Genomic DNA, 19,910 nt, shown 5'->3' with positions numbered 1-19,910 from the left:
GCCGGGTGGGGCGCCCTTGTCCCACTTATGGCTGGTCCGAGCCCGCTGGAGTGGCCATCGCGGCGGAACTTCGCCACACCCATTATTACGAGCACGTCCTCGCTACTTGGAAGGCCTTTGAACAGGTCGGTTGAGTCGTGCAGTAGGGACACGCTGGAGGCGTGGCTCGAGGAATTGGCCGCGAGCGGTGCAGGCGGCGGCGGAATCGCTTACGTGGCCGATCAGAAGCCCGTCGACGGCGTCGACAGCGGTCTGGTGATCTTCCCGCTGCGCAACGCAACGACCTCCGTGTACCTGGCGCCGATCGGGGTCGGTGCACCGGATTGGCGGGTCGCTTTTGAGGCGCAGCCCGAGGTGACCGAGCTCTCGCCCAGTGCTGAGCCACCGCCGCCCGCCCCGGTCCCCTGACCGCTTTTGACCGCACCGTCATGGCACCCGCGCTGTCCTCGGGCATCGACTGGGCGTCAGGCGCCAAAAGGATCACGACGGAGTGAGAGACGGCGTCAATGTCGAACTCGAACGACGCAGCGCCGCCGGTCCATGCATAGAGATTGACGTCTGCCGTCAGCTGGACGCCAGGCATGCCCGGGAGGGGGAGGTCACCGGAACAACGGGCTCCTAGGGCAGGCGACTAGCGCGGAGACTTCGACGCGCGCGGCCTTCATCGGGGGCGGCAACCCGGATCCCATAGCTTTGATTCAAAGCGGGACACATTGCGCACCGTGGATGCTGGCGATGCCGCGGCCACCTAGCGTCGAGTCATGCTTACCTACACCGTGCCCGGCGTCGGGCGCGTCGTCGTTGAGTTGCACGAGCATGTGTTTGGTATGACCGGTGAGAAACTAGTCCTGCTCGGTGACGTCAGCCGCGCTGACGGCACCCCCCTTGGTGTCGTCAACTATGAGCGTGTGGCTCAGTACCTCCACGCGACCGACGTGATCTGAGCGGGGACGTGGCCGAATGCCGCTGTTTGAAATGGAATCGACCAGCCGAGGGCGCCTGCGCGTTTTTCTTCGTGCGCAGCTGCCGTTCGTGCTGGGGGTGGTTTTCCTCGCGGGTGTTGCGGGTATCGCCCTGCCGTCTTCGCTGGGCACTCCCGTCGTCATGATGGGCGCTGGAGTAAGTGGTGCTGCGACGTTGGCGGCCTTGTTCGTGCCGTGGGAAAAGTTCGCTCCATCATGGATGATGATCGTCGCCGTGATGGACATCACGGCCGTGGCCTTTCTGCGCGCTGAACTGCTGCCCTTTGTTCCCGCCGTCTCCATCCTTGCAATCTTCCCCGTGTTGTGGCTGGCGTACGGGTTCCGCTGGTACGGAATCGTCGTCGCGGTCGTTGGGGCAGGATTTGTGACGTCGTTTCGCTTCGCTTATGTCGGTGCGTGGCCCGGGGCCGCGCTTGAGTGGGCGAATGTCATCACCTTGCCCACTTTCATCGTCGGTGTGGCGGTCATCGTCTTCGTGGCGGCTCGACACCTACGACGGAAGTCGGAGCGTCTCGCACAGGCATACCGAGACCAAGCCGCAGCGCTGATCGAGGCTCAGGATGCGGAGACAGTCGCTCTCGGCATCCTCAGCACAGTTAACGCCGGGGTTGCTTTCTATGACGCGGATGGGCGCCTCGACGTCGCGAACGCGCTCGCACACGGGTATGCAGAGCGCGCCGGGTTCTCACTCCACGACCGCCCGCATGTGGGAAACGACGTTCTCGCCGCTGACCGCTCGACTGCCGTTCCCTACAGTGCGCAGCTGATCCCTCGCGCCCTGGCGGGGGAGACCATCACCGACCACCTCGAATGGTGGGGCCCGATTGACACGCAGGCGGCCCTCCTCGCGTCTTCCAGTCAAGTTCGCCGGCCCGATGGGCACGTGCTGGGAACAGTCATCGTCATCTACGACATCACCGAGCTTGCGGAAGCGATCGAGGTACGCGAACACTTCCTTCGCACCGTTTCTCACGAGTTGCGCACCCCGATGACCAGCATCACCGGGTTCCTGGACCTTCTCGAGGACGCCGTGCCCGAGGACAACGCGACCGTGCGACGCTACATCGAGGTCATCACCCGCCGCACCAATGATCTCTTCGACCGAGTGGGCAACCTCCTCGCCGCCAGCGACACCCAGAAGAACTTGCACATCGTCGACGTCGACCTCGGCGAGGTCGCCGACGAGGCGGTGCGTCAGGTTGCGCCCGGGGCTGGCCCACGGCAGATCCAGATCAAAACGGAGCGCTTGGGAGCCAGCCTTCTCCACGCTGACCCCGAGCAACTGACGATCGCGACGGCGGAGCTGTTGACCAATGCAGTGAAGTTCGGGGACGCGCGCTCGCGCGTCAGCCTTCAGTACGGCGTCACAGGTGCTGGTGCGATCATCTCTGTACGCAATGACGGGCCTGGAATCACCTCGGCGGAGCAGCGGAGGATCTTCGACCGGTTCTACCGAACTCCGTATGCCCGAGCTCGAGAGATCCAGGGCTTTGGCCTGGGCCTCACGAATGTGCGCGCAATCGCAATCGCGCATGGAGGTTCCGTTCGCATCCATAGCACTCCTGGCGCGAGTACGACGGTCACCCTGAAACTACCGGCCCGCGCGACGGGCGCCAGTCCGTCCCCAGCGCACGCATCGCTCCCCGCGGCCCCTTCCGCGATGTCGCTGCCCGACTAGCGCACGAACTCAACGGAACCTGACCGGAATGAGTCAGGCGAGACCGGTCGTGCACCACTGCGGATAGCTGTCAGAGGCGCATCAAGGTGGAACGTGGCGGGGGAGGAGCGTTCACCCCCCAAGGCCAACGCGGTCGACCTTACGGTGGTAGCGCATTCCGGCGAGGCCGCCGAGGATGGCGCCTAGCAAGGTGATCACCGCGGCACCGAGTGCGGTCAGGATGCCCGCAGTTGTGGCAGATTCAGGGGTGACCGGAATGCGCGGGAAGCTGTTTAGGTTCCCGAGGATGTCCCACTGGCTGCCCGCGATGACGGTGACTACCGCAACCACGACGGCGATCGCGATGGCCCAAACCCAAACGGCGAGTCCCTGCTTAGCGCCACTGAACCGCGCCATACGTCCAGCGACGTAGCCGCCGGCGAAGTAGGCGACGAGGAGGATGACTCCGACCACGATCGCGCTGACAACGCCCAGCGTGCCAGCGTTGTCCGTAGCGGCGTTGTCCGCATTGTCCGCGGTCTCCGTTTGGCTCAGCCCGATGGCCGCTCCCACTGCGGCAGCGAAGGCGGTGAGCAGGACGGCGGTGCCGGTCGCGGTGAGCCACCCGAAAAAGGCTGAGCCGAACTTGAAGCCTCCGAACGTCTCCCTTTCCCGGGCCAGTACATCGTCTCGACGGGGGTGGTCGGCGTCGATGGGAACGGCGCTGCCGGGCGAGGAAGCGTCGTGCGTGGGGCGGGGCTCGTGATGTGTCGACCTGACTGCGTCTGGGGTGTTGTCGGAGCTCATGCCGCGGACGCTACGAGCGCTACGGGCAGCCGGCGACATAGTTGATCACGGCGTATGCCGCGCGTACACTCCCGCGTCCCGCGTCCGTGGGCGGGGGTGGTCATCTTCACCCTCATCGCGCCACATTTGACGGTTCTTAGGCCGGAATGGCGGCTGCCTGTAATTCAATGTCTGTCGGGTCGCCGCTGGACTCGCGGTGCCACAACCTGACCGGCAGAGTTACGGGTGCTCCGCAACCCGATGGCCCAAACCGGTGGAGCCGCTCTCGCCTCTGACCCTGAAGAAAGACTCCGACTCTCCTCTGCAGGTTGGGCCCGGTGGGCGCCCGTGCAGGTTGCGGCAATCGTGGTGCACGGCATCGGGGGAGTCGGTCTCTTTGTGGGCAACAAGACGCGGCTCGCCGGGCAACCCGAAGCGCGACGTAACACTGCGCTGAAGCTGGTCGCCACCGGTCTCGCTCTCGCCGCGAGCGTGCAGTCCGGGCTTCTGGGTGCGAAGATCGCGAGCCATGCCGACGAGGGTGGGAAGGGGGTCACCGAGCCGTCCGCAGCAGCGTCTTCCACGCTCGCTTTTGCGCAGAACCAGGAGCGCATCCTTCAGCGGGTGACCCCCGCTCTGACCGGATTGCTCATTGTCCTCGGCGCGCAGCAAGGAGAACAGCAGCGTCCCGCAGCGGGACTTCTCCGCTCATTTGGCCGCCGATGAGCCTCCCCACACCCGCAGCGCCGATAGCTCCAAGTCCACGCCGCCGCTCCACAACCCGTCGCGACGTCCTCTGGAGGCGAGTTGTTCAACACCGCCGGCGCGGCTGACGTAGCGGTAGAACCCCCCTCGGTTGACGAGCATTGTCGGACCAGCCGGAGCGGAGATGCACAGTGTGAGGGCGTCCGGCAGCACCACCCAGAGACACTCTGCGGAAGCGGTGGGAAGGGCACGGCTGATGCGCCGTCAGATGAGGCGCACCAGCCGTGCCCGTTGTGCCGTGGTCTTACTCGCCGACCTTGCTGTCCACGGCTTCTTCGCCGGCGTCGATCTTGTCGTCGAACTTGCCGCCGCTGACCGAATCGGCGGCATCCCCGGCTTTCTCGATCGCGGCGTCAGACGTCTGCTCGCCTTGCTCGCCGTTGACGGCGTCCTTGGCCTTATCGCCAAGTGCTCCCAGATCTGCCATGTCGTCCTCCTTCTCCCTGCGCTGCAGTCGCGACGCGCATGCAGTGTCCGGGAACAGAGCCGCATGGGAACGGGGGTTGATCAGTCCCGCCCACCGTGCTGCACCTCACAAAACGGGCAAAGGCTGATGTCAGCGACGCCCACCCGCTCGACGGTGTCGGAGACCGATTCGAGCGGTCGTGCACACCACCAAAACCCCTGCGCGCTGCCGTTCCTCGCGATCGACAGCAACGTCACCGAGCGCGAGCTCGAGCAGCGGCTGGTTGACCGCATCAGAACATCCCCATGCCGTTACTTGGACGTCAGACGCTGCTGTCCGTATGAAGGCCGTCGAGTTGCCAGTTGAGTGTGACCGGCTCGCCGTTCCATTCGGCGCAGCCAGTGCTGTCGCTCCCGCGTCACGGCGAGGGGATGGTTCTTTCAGCGCCCCTCTATCCCCGTGTCAGAGCTACGCGCACGAGGAGTCACGTCCGATTTCTGAGGGTGAGGCCGTCTGCCCCGCTCGCGTCGCGCATCATCCTGTCGATCAGTTCAGCGTCGAGCTGAGGGGGTCTGCCGCCATGAAACTGCATCATCTGTGCGGTGGAGGCCCCGATCCAAATGGACGCTTCACCGCCGCCCTTGGTGGGTGTCTGCAGCATGAACCCTTCGCTGCGGCGGAGCTTGTTCATCACGACTACCCGGAGATGTGCGAGCAGGCGGTCATCGATGTCGAAGCTTGAATCCTCGGTGTAGATCAGGCGTCCCAAGGAGCCGACTCTTGAACGGATCGGAACGGGTCCGCCAAGCAGATACACCGAATCTGAACGGCTGCGGAATGATGCTGAACCGCTGATTGCCGCCGTGCGAGATTTCGAACCAAGCAAAGGAGCTGCATATGTTCGGACTTTTCAGCAGCGCGCCTCGCCCCACGTGGAAGCGAGTGGAAGACGACTTCGTTATGGGCGCGTGTTCACGGCGCATCTTCGGCTTCGCCTCGCGAGGAGACGGTCAGATTTGGGCGGCGTTCGATGATCAGTCACAACCCCTTGGGTCGTTCGACGGGTTGGCGGACGCGCAGAATGCAATGTGGGAGAAGCATCGAACCTTCCACGCGCGCGTATGCGAGCCGGCACATGCGCGGTTCCCGCAGCGGCAGGCGCGTCCAAAGGTGAGCGTCTAGCGACCGCGCCCTCACAACGCCGGTTTCGGTGAGCTGGCGGTCAGGTCATCGCGTGGACGGTCGGTTCAGTCGGTGGCTGTGGGGGGAGCGTTGGTGGGGACTTCCTTGAACGTCATCGGTTCGCCGGGCGTCTCGGGGGTGTGTTCGCCCTGGGGTTCGGGAACGATGTAGAGCCCTCGTCCCGAGTTGGCTGTGTAGTTGAGTGCGTGCAGCCATGCGGGGTTGAGGCTCGGGGTGCGGCCGCCGCTGTACTTGAATATGAGGGATACCTGGGGGTGGATGTAGACGGTGGTGCGCCCGCCGCCCGTGCTCATGTCGTCCTTCCAGGTGAACGTGAAGCTTTCGCCTCGCCGCGTCTTGGCCATGATCACGGCTTGAAGGTGCGCGAGTAGGCGGTCTTCGAAGGTGATCGAGGTGTTCGACTCATAGGTGAACTTGCCCATGGTTTCTCCTGATCGCGACTGGATTGGCGGCGTCTGAGGAGATTCTATGAGGGGCGCGACAAGGTCGAGTGTCGCGCAGTGTGCAACGTGCTCCTCGCCTACGGCAACGGGGGTTGTGGGATCTTCGAGTGGGTTTTACGGTCGGCCGCATGGGGGAAAGCATCGAGAGAGTACAACTGACCGTAGGAGACGCGACCTACCCCCTCGCTCCCCTGGAAGCCGTCAAAGAGATTGAGGCGCAGGTTCTCGGCGCAACACGCGCCGGAGGCGGCTTCCTGCGAGTAACGACGGACGGCGGTCAGCGGCTCAGCATCTTCGTCACGCCCACGACGTCGATAGTGATCGCCTCGAACACAGTCATGCTCGAGGGGGCAGAGGCTGACGGGGACGCGTCAACACGTCATGCGCAGCCACCCGACATGTTCGGCGAGGGTGACACCCCGTACGATTACATCTGACGTCGCCGCGGCCTACGGCACCCACGCTCGGGCGTTCATCCGTTGAAGAAGACCCTGTCTATGCCGGCGCCGACGAGAAGCAGCGAGGTCGCGACGGCGAAACCGGCGCAGCTGAGGAGTATGAGCGCGATCCAGTCGGGCATGGGCCGGCGGGTAGTGAGCGGCATCTCCATGCCGCCCAGCATGGCAGGAGAGCCATGACCCAGACACAACTTGGTGCGTCTTAGATGCCCTCTCGCACGCAGCACCGACTTGCCGTCGACGTCCTTCGCGCCGAGACGCTCGGCCGACTCGACCGCGTTCTGTCGGCTTAGGCCGGCGACGTCCTTGCCGCGGCCCATGTATGAGCTGGCGCGGTCGACGCGGGTCCGACCCTTCCGGTGACGCACGACGCCGACGATCACGAGGACCGTCAGCACGAGCAGGATCGCGCCGAGCACGGCGACGATCCATATCGCGGATGCCGGCCACGCCACGCGCGCGAGGATGACTCCGAGGGTGAGCCCGAACGGGTCGGACGGCGGCTCGGCCGCGGTGCCGTCGAGCTGCGCGCCCAAGCGCACCGCGACGTTGGTCACGACCAAGCCGCCAACGACAACGACGACCAGGACGAGCAGCATCAGCGTCTCGCCGCCGAAGCCGCCGGGATCGCGGCGACGGTTGTTCGGAGTGCTCACAGCGCCGGCTCCTTTTCGCGCTCCTCGTGCTCCTCCGCCAGCTCCTCCACCGCGCGCACGGCACGGCGGGCGGTGCGGGACTGCTCGTACCAACACTGATTCGTATCGCGGATGGAGCGCTCAGCCTCCATGAGCTGCACCTGTACCGGGATGCCCGGTCGGGTGCCGACCTTCACGAGGAACTTGCCGCGGCCAGGAGGGTCGACCTCGCGGCCCGTCGCGGCATCCCACGCGGGCGGATCTCGCCACCCGGTCAACAGCTCTTGCTCGGCCTCCGAGAACGGGAAGACCGTCGTGAGCTCCGGCATTTCGGTGTACGGCAGACCGCCGCACATGACCATGCCGGCGCGCTCGACGAAGCCCTTCGCCTTCAGGCGGTCCTCCTCCGGAAGGGCGCTCAGGTCGGCCATGGCGTGCGAAATCATCGCCGTGCCGACACCCACCTGGCGGTTGAGTCGGGTGAGGAAGTCCACGCGGTCGACGATGCCGTTACCGGCGCGCAGGGCACGTCACAGCTCATCCATGATGACGAAGTAGTGCCGGCGCGGTTCCAAGCCAGCGTCCGCGAGGACGTTGGCGATGTTCACCGTCGCGAAGCCGTTCGACCAGCACGCGAGCAGCGTGGCCGCACGCAGATCGCCCTCAGCCTCACCGATCGCGGAAATGTTGTGGACCACCGGACGATCAAGCGCCATGGGGTTCGTCGTGTGATGGGAGAACACGCCGCCTAGGCGCCGCTACCGGTCGCCAGCGCCAGCAACGACGCCTCAAGACCGCGCGTAATCTCCTGGTACTTCTTGAAATCGCCGCGGTCGACGGCGACCTGACGCAGCTCATTCGGACCTTCCTGCACCACGGCCAGCAGATCGGCCAACACCCGAGCGATGAGCGACGCACCGGACGCCGACGCGCCTGATTCGGTGCTCTTGCGCCCGGTGCGGACGAAGATCAGCGCACCCTTTGCGGGACATGCACCGCCAGAAGTGGGACGAGGCGGCGCTCGGCCCCGCGCGCCGACCCGCGCGCGGACGCCGCCACCTCGCCCGGCGGCCGCAGCCCCGCTACGCCCCCGCCGCGCGTCCGGCGGCCAAGCCCTCGGCGTAGGCCTCGTCGGCGCCCTGGCGGAACATGTCGCGCGCGGGGTCGCGAACGATCGAGCGGGCGCCGGGCAGGTCGAGGTCGCCGACGAGGTCGGCGCGTCCGCGCACGATCGCGACCGGGCGGCGCGAGGCCTTGCCCTTGACCAGATCGGTCGCGGCGGCGATCTCGTCGGCCACGCACGGCAGGGTCACCACGAGGGGGCGGCCCTCGGCATCCACCGTTCCGCGGAGGTCTTCGAACACGTGGATGCCGCCGGCCCCGATCGCGTGATCGGTCTGGCCCTCGCGCCAGGCGCGGCCGAGCGTATCGGTGATGATCACGCCCACGTGCGCCCCCGTCGCCGTGCGCAGGCCCGTCGCCAGGGCCCGCGCCGAGGCGTCGGGGTCGACGGGGAGCAGCAGCACGGTCCCCTCGGGGGTGTTGCTCGCGTCGACGCCGGCGGCGGCCGAGACGATGCCGAGCGGATTCTCGACGATGCGCGTCACGTGCCCGGTGGGCGAGGTGCGGGATGCCACCAGGCGCACGGTTTCGCGCGTGATGGCCTCTTCGCGGTCGGCGGCCTCGATGATGCGCCCCTCGGCCTTCGACACGATCTTGCTCGTGACGACGACGATGTCCCCGTCGCGCAGCGACCGATCGGCACCGTCGCGCAGCGGTTCGCCGATGGCATCCAGGATCACCCCGACGAGGTCGTCGCCCGGGGTGATCTCACGGATGCCGTCGAGGGCCCAGATCTGCAGCACGGTCAGCGGACGAAGCGCACCTCGGTGAGCTCCTCGCCGAGGAAGGGCTCGGTGTGCGAGGCGCCGTCGAGTTCGAAGCCGTTGCGCGTGTAGAAGCGGTGCGCGCGCGGGTTGTCGTCGGCGACCCAGAGGTACAGGCCCTCGCCCTCCTCGACCGCGGCGTCGAACAGCTGCTGTCCGATGCCGGTGCCGTGGAACGCGTCGAGCAGGTAGATGAAGTACAGCTCGCGCTCGCGCGGGGCGTCGTCGTCGCGCGCGGGGCCCGAACCGACGAAGCCGACGATCTCGCCGTTCACGAGGGCGGCGTGCATGCGGTATCCGTCGCCCTGCGCGGCCCAGTGAGTCCAGAGCTCGGCCATGCGGCGGGGGGAGACGGCCTCGAGGGCCGCCTTGCTGATGAGGTGGTCGTAGGTCTCGTGCCAGCAGGTGGCGTGCACGCGGCCCAGGGCTTCGGCATCCACATCGCGCACCGGACGGACGACGATGTCGGTTCGGGTCTCCGCAGTCATGGCGTGACTCTACGCGCGGGTGCGGCGCAGGTGAAATCGGTGCCATGACGGGCTCGGATGCGTTAGCGAGGGGTCCCCCATCGCCCGCGGGCCGGTTCTGAGCGCCGGCCGCGCTGTTTGTCGATGGCTGACAACGAGATCGCCGATCCGTCGTGGACTCGCTACGCTCGCCCCTCGTGAACGTCCTCTGGCGCACGCTTCTCGTGCTCGTCCGTGCCCGCCGCCGTCTGCGCCGCGAAGGGCCCATCGACCCGAACTCGGTGGCGCGTCTGCGCATCCGGGTGCTGCCGACCGACATCGACCTGTTGCGCCACCTGAACAACGGTCGCTACCTGTCGCTCTTCGACCTCGGCCGGTGGGACCTGCTGACCCGCGCCGGACTGATGTCGGCGATGACGAAGCAGGGCTGGTACGCCGTCGTGGCGGCCGAGACGATCACGTTCCGCCGGTCGTTGGAGCTGTGGCAGCGTTTCGAGCTCGAAACCCGCCTGATCGGACACGACGACCGCGCGGTGTACCTCGAGCACCGCGCCCTGGTGAAGGGCGAGATCTACGCCCGCGCGATCATCCGGGCGCGCATCCTCCGCCGCACCGGCGGGACCGTCCCGCACGACGAGCTCTTCGCCGCGGTGGGCCGCCCCGAGGGACTGCCCGACATCGAGTCGTGGGTGCACGACTGGGCCGCGGGCTCGTCACTGCCGTCGACGAAGCGCCCCGCGCCGAGCGTCTGGAGCTGAACCGGCGGAAGCCGCGCGGCTCAGCGCCCGAAGCGGGCGTCGAGCCAGGCCACCTGCTTCATGAAGTGCCGGTAGCCGCCGCCCTCATGGCCGTTGTAGCGGTACACCTCGATCGCGGCATCGGTGGATGCCAGGGCGTGGAACGACGCGAAGACGCCCGAGGGCAGCACGACGTCGTCCATCAGGGCGACCGAGAAGAGCGCGGGCGCGGTGATGCGGCGGGCGAGGATGGCTCCGTCGACGTACGAGAGCGTGCGCAGCACCGCCTCTTCGGCATCCCGGTGGATCGAGAGGAACCGGGTGATCTCGGTGAACGGGGCGAGCGGGGTGCGCACGATCGCGTTCGGGAAGTCGGCGAGGAACGGCACGTCGGGCAGGAGTGCGGCCACCGCGTCGCCCGCCAGCGCGGCAGCCGCGATCGCGAGTCCGCCGCCCTGGCTGCCGCCGGTCACGGCGATGCGCGAGGCGTCGACGCCCTCGAGTCGCGAGACCTCGTCGACCAGCCGCGCGGCGTCCGTGTACAACCGGCGGTAGTAGTAGTCGCGGGGATCGAGGATGCCACGGGTCATGACGCCCGGGTAGGCGGCGGACGAACCGTGCGGATCGGGGGTGTCGCCCACGCTCCACGACGACCCCTGCCCCCGCGTGTCCATGATGACGTGGACGTAGCCGGCCGTCGCCCACGCGGTCTTCTCGCCGGGGAGGCCCCGTCCTCCGCCGTAGCCGATGAACTCGACGACCGCCGGCAGCTCTTCGTCGCCGTGCGGACGCACCACCCAGCCCCGGATCTCGTCGCCGCCGAACCCCGTGAAGGTGAGGTCCTGCACGCGCAGCGTCCGCACCGGCGACGCGACGTCGGCGAGCCGGAGGGGGCCGGCGGCCGCGCGGGCCTCGGCGAGCGTCTCGTCCCAGAACACGTCGAGGTCGTCGGGCGCGGTGAGCGCCGGTCGGTACTCGGTGAGGAGTTCGAGGGGAAGGTCGGTGAACGTCTGGGCCATGCGGATCTCCGTCGATGTGGGGGCTGCACCGACAGTAGCGAAAAGCGGTGCCCGGCCCGCGCCTCTGTGACGCCCCGCGCCGGTGGGGCGGACGGATGCCGGGGCCGGCGGGCCGCTCGCGCCTCGGCGCCGGGAGGCCGGCGGCGCGGAGCGTCACCCGTGCGGTGCGCCGCCCCGATCCGCAGCTTGCGCGGCGGGCCGCCGGGATGCCACGCGCGCGGTGTTTAGGCTGACGCTCATGAGCACGAACGACCCTCGCGCCACCGGTCCTGCGCTCTCCTCCGACGTCGCCGCGCGTGCCGCGACGCGCATCTCCGCGTTCTCGCCGCGGACCGTCGCCCCGACCCGCGGCGGCGACCTCGCCGGCGATGCCGAGGCCGCGGAGTTCACCGCGGCCGCCGTCGACGGGGTGCTCCGGCCCGAGAGCCTGACCGCGTCGGCCGCGGCCCTGCACCGCCTGGCCGAGGTCGTGCCCTCCACGCTCCCGTGGTTCGTCCGCGGTGCGCTGCAGCTCGGCGGCGCGGTCGCGCCCGTCATGCCCACGCCCGCCGTCCCCCTCGCCAAGCGCGCGCTGCGGGACCTCGTCGGAGCCCTCGTCGTCGACGCGCGTCCCGAACGCCTCGCCGTCGACCTCGGCGCGGTCGCCGACGAGGGTGTGACCCCCGACCTGCGCCTGGTCGGACCCGCCGTGCTCGGCGACACGACCGCACGACGCCGGCTCGACGGCATCCGTGCCCTCGTCACCCGCGACGACGTCGATCGTGTCTCGCTCTCACTGGCCGACGCGGTCGCCAGCCGGTCGCCCTGGGCCTTCGACGCCGAGGTCGAGCACGCGGCCGAGCGCGTACTGCCGCTGTTCCTCGACGCGCTCGCCGCGCACACCCACCTCACGCTCGTCGTCCGTGACCGCGCCGAGCTCGACGCGACCGTCGCCGTGCTCACGCGCGTGCTCGAGGAACCGCGCCTGACCGGCATGCGCGCGGGCATCGCCCTCCCCGTGGGCGTGACCGAGACAGTCGACGCGGTGCGGGAGCTCGCGGCGTGGGCGCGCCGGCGCGCGCAGGACGGCGGCGAGCGCCTCACCCTGCGCCTCGACGACGCCCCGATCGAGACCCCGGATGCCGTGACCGCCGCCCGTCACGGATGGCAGGCGCCCGCGGTCGCCACGCGCGACGACGTCGATGCCGCTCTCGTGCGGGTGCTGCGCGAGGCGCTCAGTGCGCGCGCCCTCGACGGCGTGCGTGTCGAGGTCGCCACGGCCGACCCGGAGCGCGCCGCCCTCGCCCTGGCGCTCGGCGAGGAGGCGGGCGCCGACGTCGCCCTCGTGCTGCCGCGAGTGACGACGTGGACCCCCGACGCCGCTCACGTGCGCGCCGTCGCCGTCGTGCACCCCGACGACCTCGACGCGGTCGCAGCTCCCCTGGCCGCCGCCGCAGCCGCGACGGTCGCCGCCGCTCCCGCCCTCCCGCTCGACGCGCCGACCAGCGCCCTCGACGACGCGTCGAGCGTCGAGGACGACCCCGCCACGGCGGTACCCGAGACCGCCGCCGTCGTCGCCCGCGCCCGCCGCGCCCTCGCCGGAGCCGACGCGCCGCCGCCCGCGGTGCGCGCGCCGCAGCGCGACGTCGAGCACGACCCGGCGATCCTGCGCGATCCCGCGGACGCCGACGCCGACGACCCCGGTCTGACGCAGGCCGTGCTCGGCATCGCGCGCCATGCCGCGGCATCCGAGGACACCTCCGCCCTCGGCCCCGACGTGCAGCAGATGCTGTTCGGCGGGCAGGCGTTCGTCGACACCGCCGTGTTCTCGTCGCGCGAGAGCGCGGAGCTCGCCGGGGGCGCGGCGGGTTTCCGCAACGCCGCCGACACCGACCCGACCGTCGCCGCCGACCGCGCCTGGGCGCTCGCCGTGCTCGACCGCGTGGGCGGCTCGACCGCGGGCGACGCGACGGCGGCCGCCGGACGCATCGACGACGAGTCCGGTCTCGACGAGGTCGTCGCGCGGGTGCGCGAGGGCGCCGAAGCGTGGGGCGCGTTGGCCGCCGCCGATCGGTCCGCGGTGCTGCAGGCCGCGTCGCGGACCCTCGCCCATCGCCGCGCGGAGCTCATCGAGGTGCTCGCGTCGGAGGGCGGCTCGCTGCTCGCCGAAGCCGACGCGGAGGTGAGCCAGGCGGTCGACGCCGCCGCGTACTACGCCTCCACGGCCAAGGAGCTCGATCGGGTGCCGGGGGCGGTGTTCGTCCCCGATCGCCTCACGGTCGTCGCACCGCGGTGGAACGCGTCGGTGGGGCTCTGCGCCGCCGAGACGCTCGCCGCGCTGGCCGCCGGGTCGGGCGTGCTGCTCACGCCGTCGCCGCGCGCGCGTCGCGCCGGGGCGGTCGTCGCCGAGGCCCTGTGGGCGGCGGGTGTCCCCCGCGACGTGCTCGCCTACGTCGACCTGAACGAGGACGCCTCGGGTCGGGCCCTGATCGCCCACCCCGGCGTCGACCGCGTGCTGCTCGCCGGGGCCCGGACCACCGCCGAGCGCTTCGCCGGCTGGCGCCCCTCGTTGCGCCTGCAGGCGTTCACCGCAGGGCGCAACGCCGTGATCGTGGCGCCGTCCGCCGACCTCGACGAGGCCGTCGCCGACATCGTGGCCGGAGCCTTCGCCCGCGCGGGCCAGGCGGCCACCGCGGTGTCGCTGGTGATCCTCGTCGGCGCGGTCGCGCGCTCCGCGCGTTTCGCGGAGCAGCTGAAGGATGCCGTGTCGTCGCTGCGCGTCGGCCCGGCCGATGATCCGCTGTCCGACGTCGGGCCGCTGGTGGAGGAGCCGGCGGGCGAGGTGCGGCGGGCCCTGACGGTGCTCGGCGACGGCGAACGATGGCTGATCGAGCCGCGCGAACTCGACCTCGGGCCCGACACGGCCGGTCGGTTCTGGTCGCCGGGCGTGCGCACGGGCGTGACCGCCGGGTCGCACCTGACCAGGGCCGCCGTGGCGGCGCCGGTGCTCGGCATCCTGCACGCCCCCACCGTGACGCGGGCGATCGAGCTGCAGAACGCGATCGGCTCCGGCTTCGTCGCGGGCCTGCACACGCGCGACACCGCCGACCTCGACCTGTGGCTCGACACCGTCGAGGCCGCCGTGCTGCGGGTGAACCGTCCGTTGACGGGCGCGGTGGTGCAACGCGAGCCGCTCGGCGGGTGGGGTGAGGCCGCGGTCGGCGACGGCGCGATGTCGGGCGGGCCGAACCGGCTCGTCACGCTCGGCTCGTGGCGGCCCTCCACTGGCGGGGCGTCGTCGTCGACGCTGCACCTGCGCGGACTCGACAGCCGCATCACCGCCCTCATCGAGGCCGCGCAGCCGACCCTGTCGTACGAGGCGTTCGACTGGCTCCGCCGCGGTGCCCTCTCGGACGCGGTGGCGTGGGATCGCGAGTACGGCCGCGTGCGCGACGTCTCGCGTCTCGGCGTCGAGCGCAACCTCCGCCGCTACCGTCCGGCCGACGTGGCCGTGCGGGCGACCGCCGACGCCTCGTGGCAGGCGGTGCTGCGCGTGCTCGTGGCGGCGGTGCGTTCGGGCTCGACGTTCTCGCTCAGCACCCCCGTGGGGCTCCCCGCCGCGGTGCGGCACCTGCTCGGCGAGAGCGAGATCGCGGTCTCGGTCGAGAGCGACCAGGAGTGGCTGCAGCGCCTGGCGGGTGGCATCCCGGATGCCGAGCCCGGCGCCGACGATCCGGTTCTCGCTCCGCGGCCGGCGCGGGTGCGTGTGGTGGGTCCGGCCGCGTCGGTCGCCGCGGTGCGCGCGGCGGTCGCCGAGACGGTGGGGGCCGACGTGTCGCTCACCCTCTACGCCGACGAGGTCACCACCGCCGGGCGCCTCGAGCTGCTCCCGTTCCTGCGCGAGCAGGCGGTGTCGATCGGGGCGTTCCGCTTCGGGCGCGTCGACGCCTGGAGCGCCGAGGTGATCTGACGCCGCGGGCGCCCTGCCCCCCGCACCCGCACCCGCTCGAATCTCTCCCGAGTGTCCGAGAAACCCGGACGATTTTTTGCGACGTCCGGGTGTTTTGACAGTCACCATCGCTCGCCGCCCAGGCCGCGGTATGCAACGTTGTAGAGTCTCGACCAGAACGAGGGGGGATGCCATGACGGCGACGCTGCACGACGTGGCCCGCGCGGCGGGGGTGTCGATCAAGACGGTCTCGAACGTGATCAACAACTACCCGCACGTGCGGCTCGAGACAAGGGAACGCGTCGAGGCCGCCATCGACGAGCTGCAGTACCGCCCGAATCAGGCGGCGCGGAGTCTGCGCTCGGGACGCGCCGACATGATCGGGCTCATCGTCCCGGATCTGCGCAATCCCTACTTCGCCGAGCTCGCCGACGACGTCATGCGGGCGGCCCGCGCGCACGGGTTCTCCGTGCTCATCGAGCAGTTCGACGCCAATCGCGACAGCGAGCTGGCGGCGCTGCGGGGAGCGCGCCGACGGGGGCTCGACGGAGTGCTCTACTCGGTGCTCTCGCTCGGTGAAGACGACGCACCTCTGCTCGACGAGGTGGGCATGCCCATGGTGCTGTTGGGGGAGCGGATCTTCCATTCCGCCCACGACCACGTGACCATGCGCAACACCGAGGCGGCGCGCGAGGCCACCGCCCACCTGCTCGCCTCCGGTCGTCGCCGCGTGATCGCGCTCGGGTCTCACCCGGGCGAGATCGTCGGCTCCGCGGGGCTTCGCCTCCGCGGCTACGAGGCCGCTCTCGACGAGGCGGGGGTCGCCGTCGACCCCGCTCTCGTGGTGCCGGTCGACCGCTGGCATCGTGTCGACGGGGCGGATGCGATGCGCGCGGTGCTCGACTCGGGTGTCGAGTTCGACGGAGTCGTCGCGTTCAACGACTCGATCGCGCTCGGTGCCATGCGCGTGATGCTCGAGCGCGGCATCCGCATCCCGGACGAGGTTTCTCTCGTCGGGTTCGACGATCTCGACGAGACGCGGTACTCGCTACCCGCCCTCACGACGATCGACCCCGGACGCTCGGAGATCGCGCGCGTGGCCGTGGATCAACTCGTCCGTCGCATCACCGGCGATGCCGCCGATGAGGAGCCTCGTGAGGTGCTCGTCGATTTCCGCCTGGTCGAGCGCGAATCCACGGCGCGCTGACGATCGGCGCTTGACAACCCGTCACGGGCGGGCGATCATCCATTTACAACGTTTACCTCCATCGTTGTAAATTCCTCTTGCACCACGGTCGGCACCCGAGCCGAAAAGACGACGCAGTCACACGAAAGGCATCGAAGATGATGAAGCGCACCACCTCCGTCCTCGCGACGGTCGGCGCCGCGGCCCTGCTTCTCGCAGGTTGCTCCGGTTCGTCCACCCCCGCGTCGGACGGCCCCGCCGAGATCACGTTCTGGCACGGCTACACCGAGGCCGACGGCAAGGTCCTCGACCAGATCGTCGCCGACTTCAACGCCTCGCAGCAGCAGTACAAGATCACGACCGAGACCAAGACCTGGGCCGTCATCGACGACACCCTGCTGCCCGCGCTCAGCTCGAAGGAGGGACCGCAGATCGTCGCGATGCCGGCCGAGCGCATGCCCGTCTATGCCGACCGCGGCGCTTTCGCCGATCTGACCGACTTCTACGGCTCCGCCGACAGCAACACGGCCGACCTCGTCTCCCAGGCCGTCGACATGGTGACCGTGGGCGGCACCCCGTACGGCGTCCCCACCGGGTTCGTCCCCCTCGCGATGTTCTACAACAAGGCGCTGTTCACGGCCGCCGGCATCACCGAGCCGCCCGCCACGTGGGACGCCTGGGTCGCGGATGCCAAGAAGCTCACCGTCGACGAGAACGGAGACGGCACCCCCGAGGAGTACGGCGTCGCGATCCCCGACCACGCCACCGTCGCGAACGGCCTGTGGCCGAGCCTGCTCCTCAGTGGTGGCGGCCAGATCGTCGACGGCGGCGACAAGGCGGTCATCGACTCGTCCGAGAACGCCGCGACCATCCAGTACTGGACCGACGCGATCACGAAGGACAAGATCTCGCCCACCGGCCTCGACGGCATCGCCGCCGACCAGCTGTTCAGCTCGGGCAAGGCCGCCATGCACGTCGGCGGTCCGTGGATGGCATCCATCGCGAAAGAGAACAACATCGACTACGGCATCGCCGCTCTTCCCGCCGGCCCCGCAGAGCAGGCCGCCTCGGCCATTGGCGTCGCGATGGGCATCACGGAGTCGGCCGACGACCAGCAGCGCGCCGGTGCCGAGGCCTTCTTCACCTACTTCTTCCAGAAGGACGTCGCGACCCAGTGGTCGCTCGGCTCGGGATGGCCTCCCCTGCGCACCGACATCCCCCTCAGCGCGGTGGAGTCGAACCCCGTCGTGGCCGCCCTCAGCGAGATCGCGCCGACCGGTCGGGCGCTCCTGCCCGGTGTCGTGAACAGCGTCGACGTCATCACCGACATCGACGAGCTCACGCAGAAGGCGGTCGCGGGCGGCGACGTCGACGAACTCCTCTCGACGGCCCAGGACAAGATCCAGCAGGCCATCAACTGACGACCGCACGGGAGGGGTGCCCGCGTCACCCCTCCCGTGCTTTCCTTCCCGCCTCCCGAACAGGACGACAATGACCACTCACGCCCCGAGCGCGCCGCCCCGTCGGCGCGGGGCCTACCGGCCGCCGGCACCGATCGGCGGACGCGGGCCCCTGCGGCACAGCCCCCGCCACCGCCTCACCGTGGTCGCCTTCCTCACCCCGGCCATCGTGATCCTCACGGTCTTCGTCGCGTGGCCGATGGTTTCGGCCCTGCGCCTGTCGTTCACGGATGCCAGTGGCTTCGGCCGTGAGAAGTTCGTGGGCCTCGAGAACTACGCGCGCGTGTTCACCGACCCCGACATCGTGAGCGCGATGGGGAACACGGCCCTGTACGCCGTGCTGTTCACCCCGATCGCGATCGCTCTGGCGCTCGCGTTCGCGCTCCTGCTGAACAACCCGCTGCTGCCGCTGCGCGGTCTGTTCCGCACCGCGCTGTTCACCCCGTTCATCGTGTCGCTCGCCGTGGCCGCCTTCGCGTGGTCGTACCTGCTCGACCCGCAGATCGGTCTGCTGAACTACTGGCTCCGGGGTCTCGGCATCCAACTCGGGAACGTCCTCCAAGACCCGACTCTCGCCATGCCGGCCGTCGTCCTCGTCGCGGTCTGGAAGAGCTTCGGCTTCTACATGGTGATCTTCCTCGCCGGGCTCCAGGACATCCCGACGAGCCTGTACGAGGCCGCGCGCGTCGACGGGGCGAGCGCCTGGCAGCGCTTCCGCAGCATCACCTTCCCGATGCTCGGCAACACCATGGGCTTCGTCGTGATCGTCGCCCTCATCGCCGCCCTGCAGGCCTTCGACCAGATCTACGTCATGACCGGCGGCGGCCCCTACGGCACCACGCAGACGATCGTCATGGAGATCTACCAGTCCGGCTTCCGCAAGCTCGAGCTCGGGTTCGCCTCGGCCCTGTCGTACGTCCTGCTGCTCATCACCCTCGTGCTGAGCCTGACCCAGTTCCTCTTCTTCTCACGACGAGAGAAGGATGCCGCATGACCGCCCTCGCCCCCGCCCCGGTCGCCTCGGCATCCGGGGTCTCCGCCCCGCGGCGCTCGCCGCAGGCGCGTCGTCGACGCCTCGTCTCGGCGGCGCTGCTCATCCTGGTCGCCGCGGCGACCCTCGTGCTGATGCTGCCGATCCTCATCATCGTGTTCACGGCCTTCAAGCCCGTCGCCGAGGTGAACGCCTACCCGCCGACCCTCCTGCCCGGTCAATGGACGCTCGACAATTTCGCGCGGATCTTCACCGAGCTGCCCTTCGCGCGCCTGATCGCGAACAGCTTCGTCTTCGCGGGCGGGGTGACGCTCTTCGCGTTGGTGTTCGACTCGCTCGCCGCATACGCCCTGGCGCGCCTGGACTTCCGGGGGAACAAGATCCTGCTGATCGCGATCATCGCGAGCCTCATGATCCCGTTCCAGGCGACCCTGATCCCGATCTACCAGCTCGTGTCCGACCTCGGATGGGTCAACTCCTACGCGGGGCTCATCGCCCCGCGCGCCGCCGATGCGTTCGGCATCTTCTTCCTGCGCCAGTTCTTCCTATCGCTGCCCCGAGACCTCGACAACGCCGCACGCATCGACGGGGCGAGCGAGCTGCGAATCTTCCGCAGCATCGTCCTGCCCAACGCGGTGCCCGCGCTGCTGACGCTCGGCATCTTCACCTTCGTCAACAACTGGAACGACCTGCTCTGGCCGCTCGTGTTCACGACCGACTCCGAGATGGGCACCGTGACCTCGGGGCTGACGCTGCTGACCGGTCCGGGCGGCATCATCCCGCAGGGGGTCATGATGGCGGGCTCGCTCATCGCGGTGCTGCCGCTGGCGATCCTGTTCCTGCTGATCCAGCGTCGGTTCGTCGAGAGCGTCGGAACGTCGGGACTGAAATGAGAGAGAA

Annotated in this window: 22 protein-coding genes; 11 read left to right on the top strand and 11 right to left on the bottom strand. The window is 69.3% G+C overall.

The genetic code is table 11. The features are described from left to right. Positions 1-213 precede the first annotated feature (213 nt). From B0B15_RS00845 to B0B15_RS00835, 3 genes are all read left to right on the top strand, one after another. Positions 214-408, top strand: coding sequence for a hypothetical protein (locus tag B0B15_RS00845; protein ID WP_143016307.1), 195 nt, complete (start codon positions 214-216; stop codon positions 406-408). Between the two features lie 353 nt (positions 409-761). Next, positions 762-944 (top strand): hypothetical protein, encoded by a 183-nt coding sequence (locus B0B15_RS00840; RefSeq protein WP_076672855.1) that lies wholly within the window; start codon positions 762-764, stop codon positions 942-944. 16 nt (positions 945-960) lie between these two features. Further along, positions 961-2,661, top strand: a complete 1,701-nt coding sequence (locus tag B0B15_RS00835) for a sensor histidine kinase (protein ID WP_076672854.1) — start codon at positions 961-963, stop codon at positions 2,659-2,661. Between the two features lie 111 nt (positions 2,662-2,772). On the opposite strand, the gene B0B15_RS00830 is transcribed toward B0B15_RS00835, so the two are convergent. Then, on the bottom strand, positions 2,773-3,447 hold the full coding sequence (locus B0B15_RS00830; protein ID WP_076672853.1) for a hypothetical protein: 675 nt from the start codon (positions 3,445-3,447) through the stop codon (positions 2,773-2,775). 345 nt (positions 3,448-3,792) lie between these two features. Here B0B15_RS00830 and B0B15_RS16095 point away from each other — a divergent pair, with 345 nt between their 5' ends. Next, positions 3,793-4,152, top strand: coding sequence for a hypothetical protein (locus tag B0B15_RS16095; protein ID WP_176776533.1), 360 nt, complete (start codon positions 3,793-3,795; stop codon positions 4,150-4,152). Positions 4,153-4,435: 283 nt separating this feature from the next. Here B0B15_RS16095 and B0B15_RS00825 read toward each other — a convergent pair whose 3' ends face one another. The 3 genes from B0B15_RS00825 to B0B15_RS00815 all read right to left on the bottom strand — a co-directional run bounded on the left by B0B15_RS00825 (position 4,436) and on the right by B0B15_RS00815 (position 6,222). Beyond that, positions 4,436-4,618 (bottom strand): antitoxin, encoded by a 183-nt coding sequence (locus B0B15_RS00825; protein WP_076672852.1) that lies wholly within the window; start codon positions 4,616-4,618, stop codon positions 4,436-4,438. 463 nt (positions 4,619-5,081) lie between these two features. Then, positions 5,082-5,366: a DUF7882 family protein gene (locus B0B15_RS00820; RefSeq protein WP_076672851.1), complete on the bottom strand. Its 285-nt coding sequence runs from the start codon at positions 5,364-5,366 to the stop codon at positions 5,082-5,084. A gap of 478 nt (positions 5,367-5,844) precedes the next feature. Next, on the bottom strand, positions 5,845-6,222 hold the full coding sequence (locus B0B15_RS00815) for a DUF7882 family protein (RefSeq protein WP_076672850.1): 378 nt from the start codon (positions 6,220-6,222) through the stop codon (positions 5,845-5,847). Between the two features lie 149 nt (positions 6,223-6,371). On the opposite strand from B0B15_RS00815, the gene B0B15_RS00810 reads away from it, so the two are divergent. Further along, complete coding sequence (locus tag B0B15_RS00810; protein WP_076672849.1) at positions 6,372-6,680, top strand: hypothetical protein; 309 nt, start codon at positions 6,372-6,374, stop codon at positions 6,678-6,680. 35 nt (positions 6,681-6,715) lie between these two features. Here the strand turns inward: B0B15_RS00810 and B0B15_RS00805 are convergent, their stop codons facing one another. The 6 genes from B0B15_RS00805 to B0B15_RS00785 form a co-directional block, all read right to left on the bottom strand. After that, positions 6,716-7,357, bottom strand: coding sequence for a hypothetical protein (locus B0B15_RS00805; RefSeq protein ID WP_076672848.1), 642 nt, complete (start codon positions 7,355-7,357; stop codon positions 6,716-6,718). After that, positions 7,354-7,830: a hypothetical protein gene (locus B0B15_RS16900; RefSeq protein WP_076672847.1), complete on the bottom strand. Its 477-nt coding sequence runs from the start codon at positions 7,828-7,830 to the stop codon at positions 7,354-7,356. The genes B0B15_RS00805 and B0B15_RS16900 overlap by 4 nt, the downstream gene beginning before the upstream one ends. A 36-nt stretch (positions 7,831-7,866) precedes the next feature. Further along, positions 7,867-8,052 (bottom strand): hypothetical protein, encoded by a 186-nt coding sequence (locus B0B15_RS16895; protein WP_076672846.1) that lies wholly within the window; start codon positions 8,050-8,052, stop codon positions 7,867-7,869. A 32-nt stretch (positions 8,053-8,084) separates the two neighbouring features. Next, positions 8,085-8,231 (bottom strand): hypothetical protein, encoded by a 147-nt coding sequence (locus B0B15_RS16890; RefSeq protein WP_176776532.1) that lies wholly within the window; start codon positions 8,229-8,231, stop codon positions 8,085-8,087. A gap of 187 nt (positions 8,232-8,418) precedes the next feature. Beyond that, positions 8,419-9,201, bottom strand: coding sequence for a coenzyme F420-0:L-glutamate ligase (gene cofE, locus B0B15_RS00790; protein ID WP_076672845.1), 783 nt, complete (start codon positions 9,199-9,201; stop codon positions 8,419-8,421). A 2-nt stretch (positions 9,202-9,203) separates the two neighbouring features. Beyond that, the gene (locus tag B0B15_RS00785; protein WP_076672844.1) at positions 9,204-9,710 is read right to left on the bottom strand and encodes a GNAT family N-acetyltransferase; all 507 of its coding nucleotides are present in this window, start codon (positions 9,708-9,710) and stop codon (positions 9,204-9,206) included. Between the two features lie 176 nt (positions 9,711-9,886). Here B0B15_RS00785 and B0B15_RS00780 point away from each other — a divergent pair, with 176 nt between their 5' ends. Beyond that, positions 9,887-10,447 carry an acyl-CoA thioesterase gene (locus B0B15_RS00780; protein ID WP_076675049.1) on the top strand — a complete coding sequence of 187 codons (561 nt, stop codon included), beginning with the start codon at positions 9,887-9,889 and terminating at the stop codon, positions 10,445-10,447. Positions 10,448-10,467: 20 nt separating this feature from the next. Here B0B15_RS00780 and B0B15_RS00775 read toward each other — a convergent pair whose 3' ends face one another. Continuing rightward, complete coding sequence (locus B0B15_RS00775; protein ID WP_076672843.1) at positions 10,468-11,445, bottom strand: acetylxylan esterase; 978 nt, start codon at positions 11,443-11,445, stop codon at positions 10,468-10,470. 238 nt (positions 11,446-11,683) lie between these two features. Here B0B15_RS00775 and B0B15_RS00770 point away from each other — a divergent pair, with 238 nt between their 5' ends. The 5 genes from B0B15_RS00770 to B0B15_RS00750 all read left to right on the top strand — a co-directional run bounded on the left by B0B15_RS00770 (position 11,684) and on the right by B0B15_RS00750 (position 19,903). Continuing rightward, positions 11,684-15,394, top strand: coding sequence for an aldehyde dehydrogenase family protein (locus tag B0B15_RS00770; protein WP_076672842.1), 3,711 nt, complete (start codon positions 11,684-11,686; stop codon positions 15,392-15,394). A gap of 172 nt (positions 15,395-15,566) precedes the next feature. Further along, positions 15,567-16,580: a LacI family DNA-binding transcriptional regulator gene (locus B0B15_RS00765; protein WP_076672841.1), complete on the top strand. Its 1,014-nt coding sequence runs from the start codon at positions 15,567-15,569 to the stop codon at positions 16,578-16,580. A 137-nt stretch (positions 16,581-16,717) separates the two neighbouring features. After that, positions 16,718-17,980 (top strand): ABC transporter substrate-binding protein, encoded by a 1,263-nt coding sequence (locus tag B0B15_RS00760; RefSeq protein ID WP_256334122.1) that lies wholly within the window; start codon positions 16,718-16,720, stop codon positions 17,978-17,980. Positions 17,981-18,050: 70 nt separating this feature from the next. Next, positions 18,051-19,013, top strand: coding sequence for a carbohydrate ABC transporter permease (locus B0B15_RS00755; RefSeq protein WP_058595739.1), 963 nt, complete (start codon positions 18,051-18,053; stop codon positions 19,011-19,013). Beyond that, positions 19,010-19,903: a carbohydrate ABC transporter permease gene (locus B0B15_RS00750; RefSeq protein WP_076672840.1), complete on the top strand. Its 894-nt coding sequence runs from the start codon at positions 19,010-19,012 to the stop codon at positions 19,901-19,903. The genes B0B15_RS00755 and B0B15_RS00750 overlap by 4 nt, the downstream gene beginning before the upstream one ends. The last annotated feature ends 7 nt before the right edge of the window (positions 19,904-19,910 follow it).

It is taken from the genome of Microbacterium sp. RU1D, assembly GCF_900156435.1.
GTDB lineage: Bacteria > Actinomycetota > Actinomycetes > Actinomycetales > Microbacteriaceae > Microbacterium.
The sequence above is the reverse complement of the archived record's forward strand: the minus strand, read 5'-3'. Positions and strand labels throughout refer to the sequence as shown.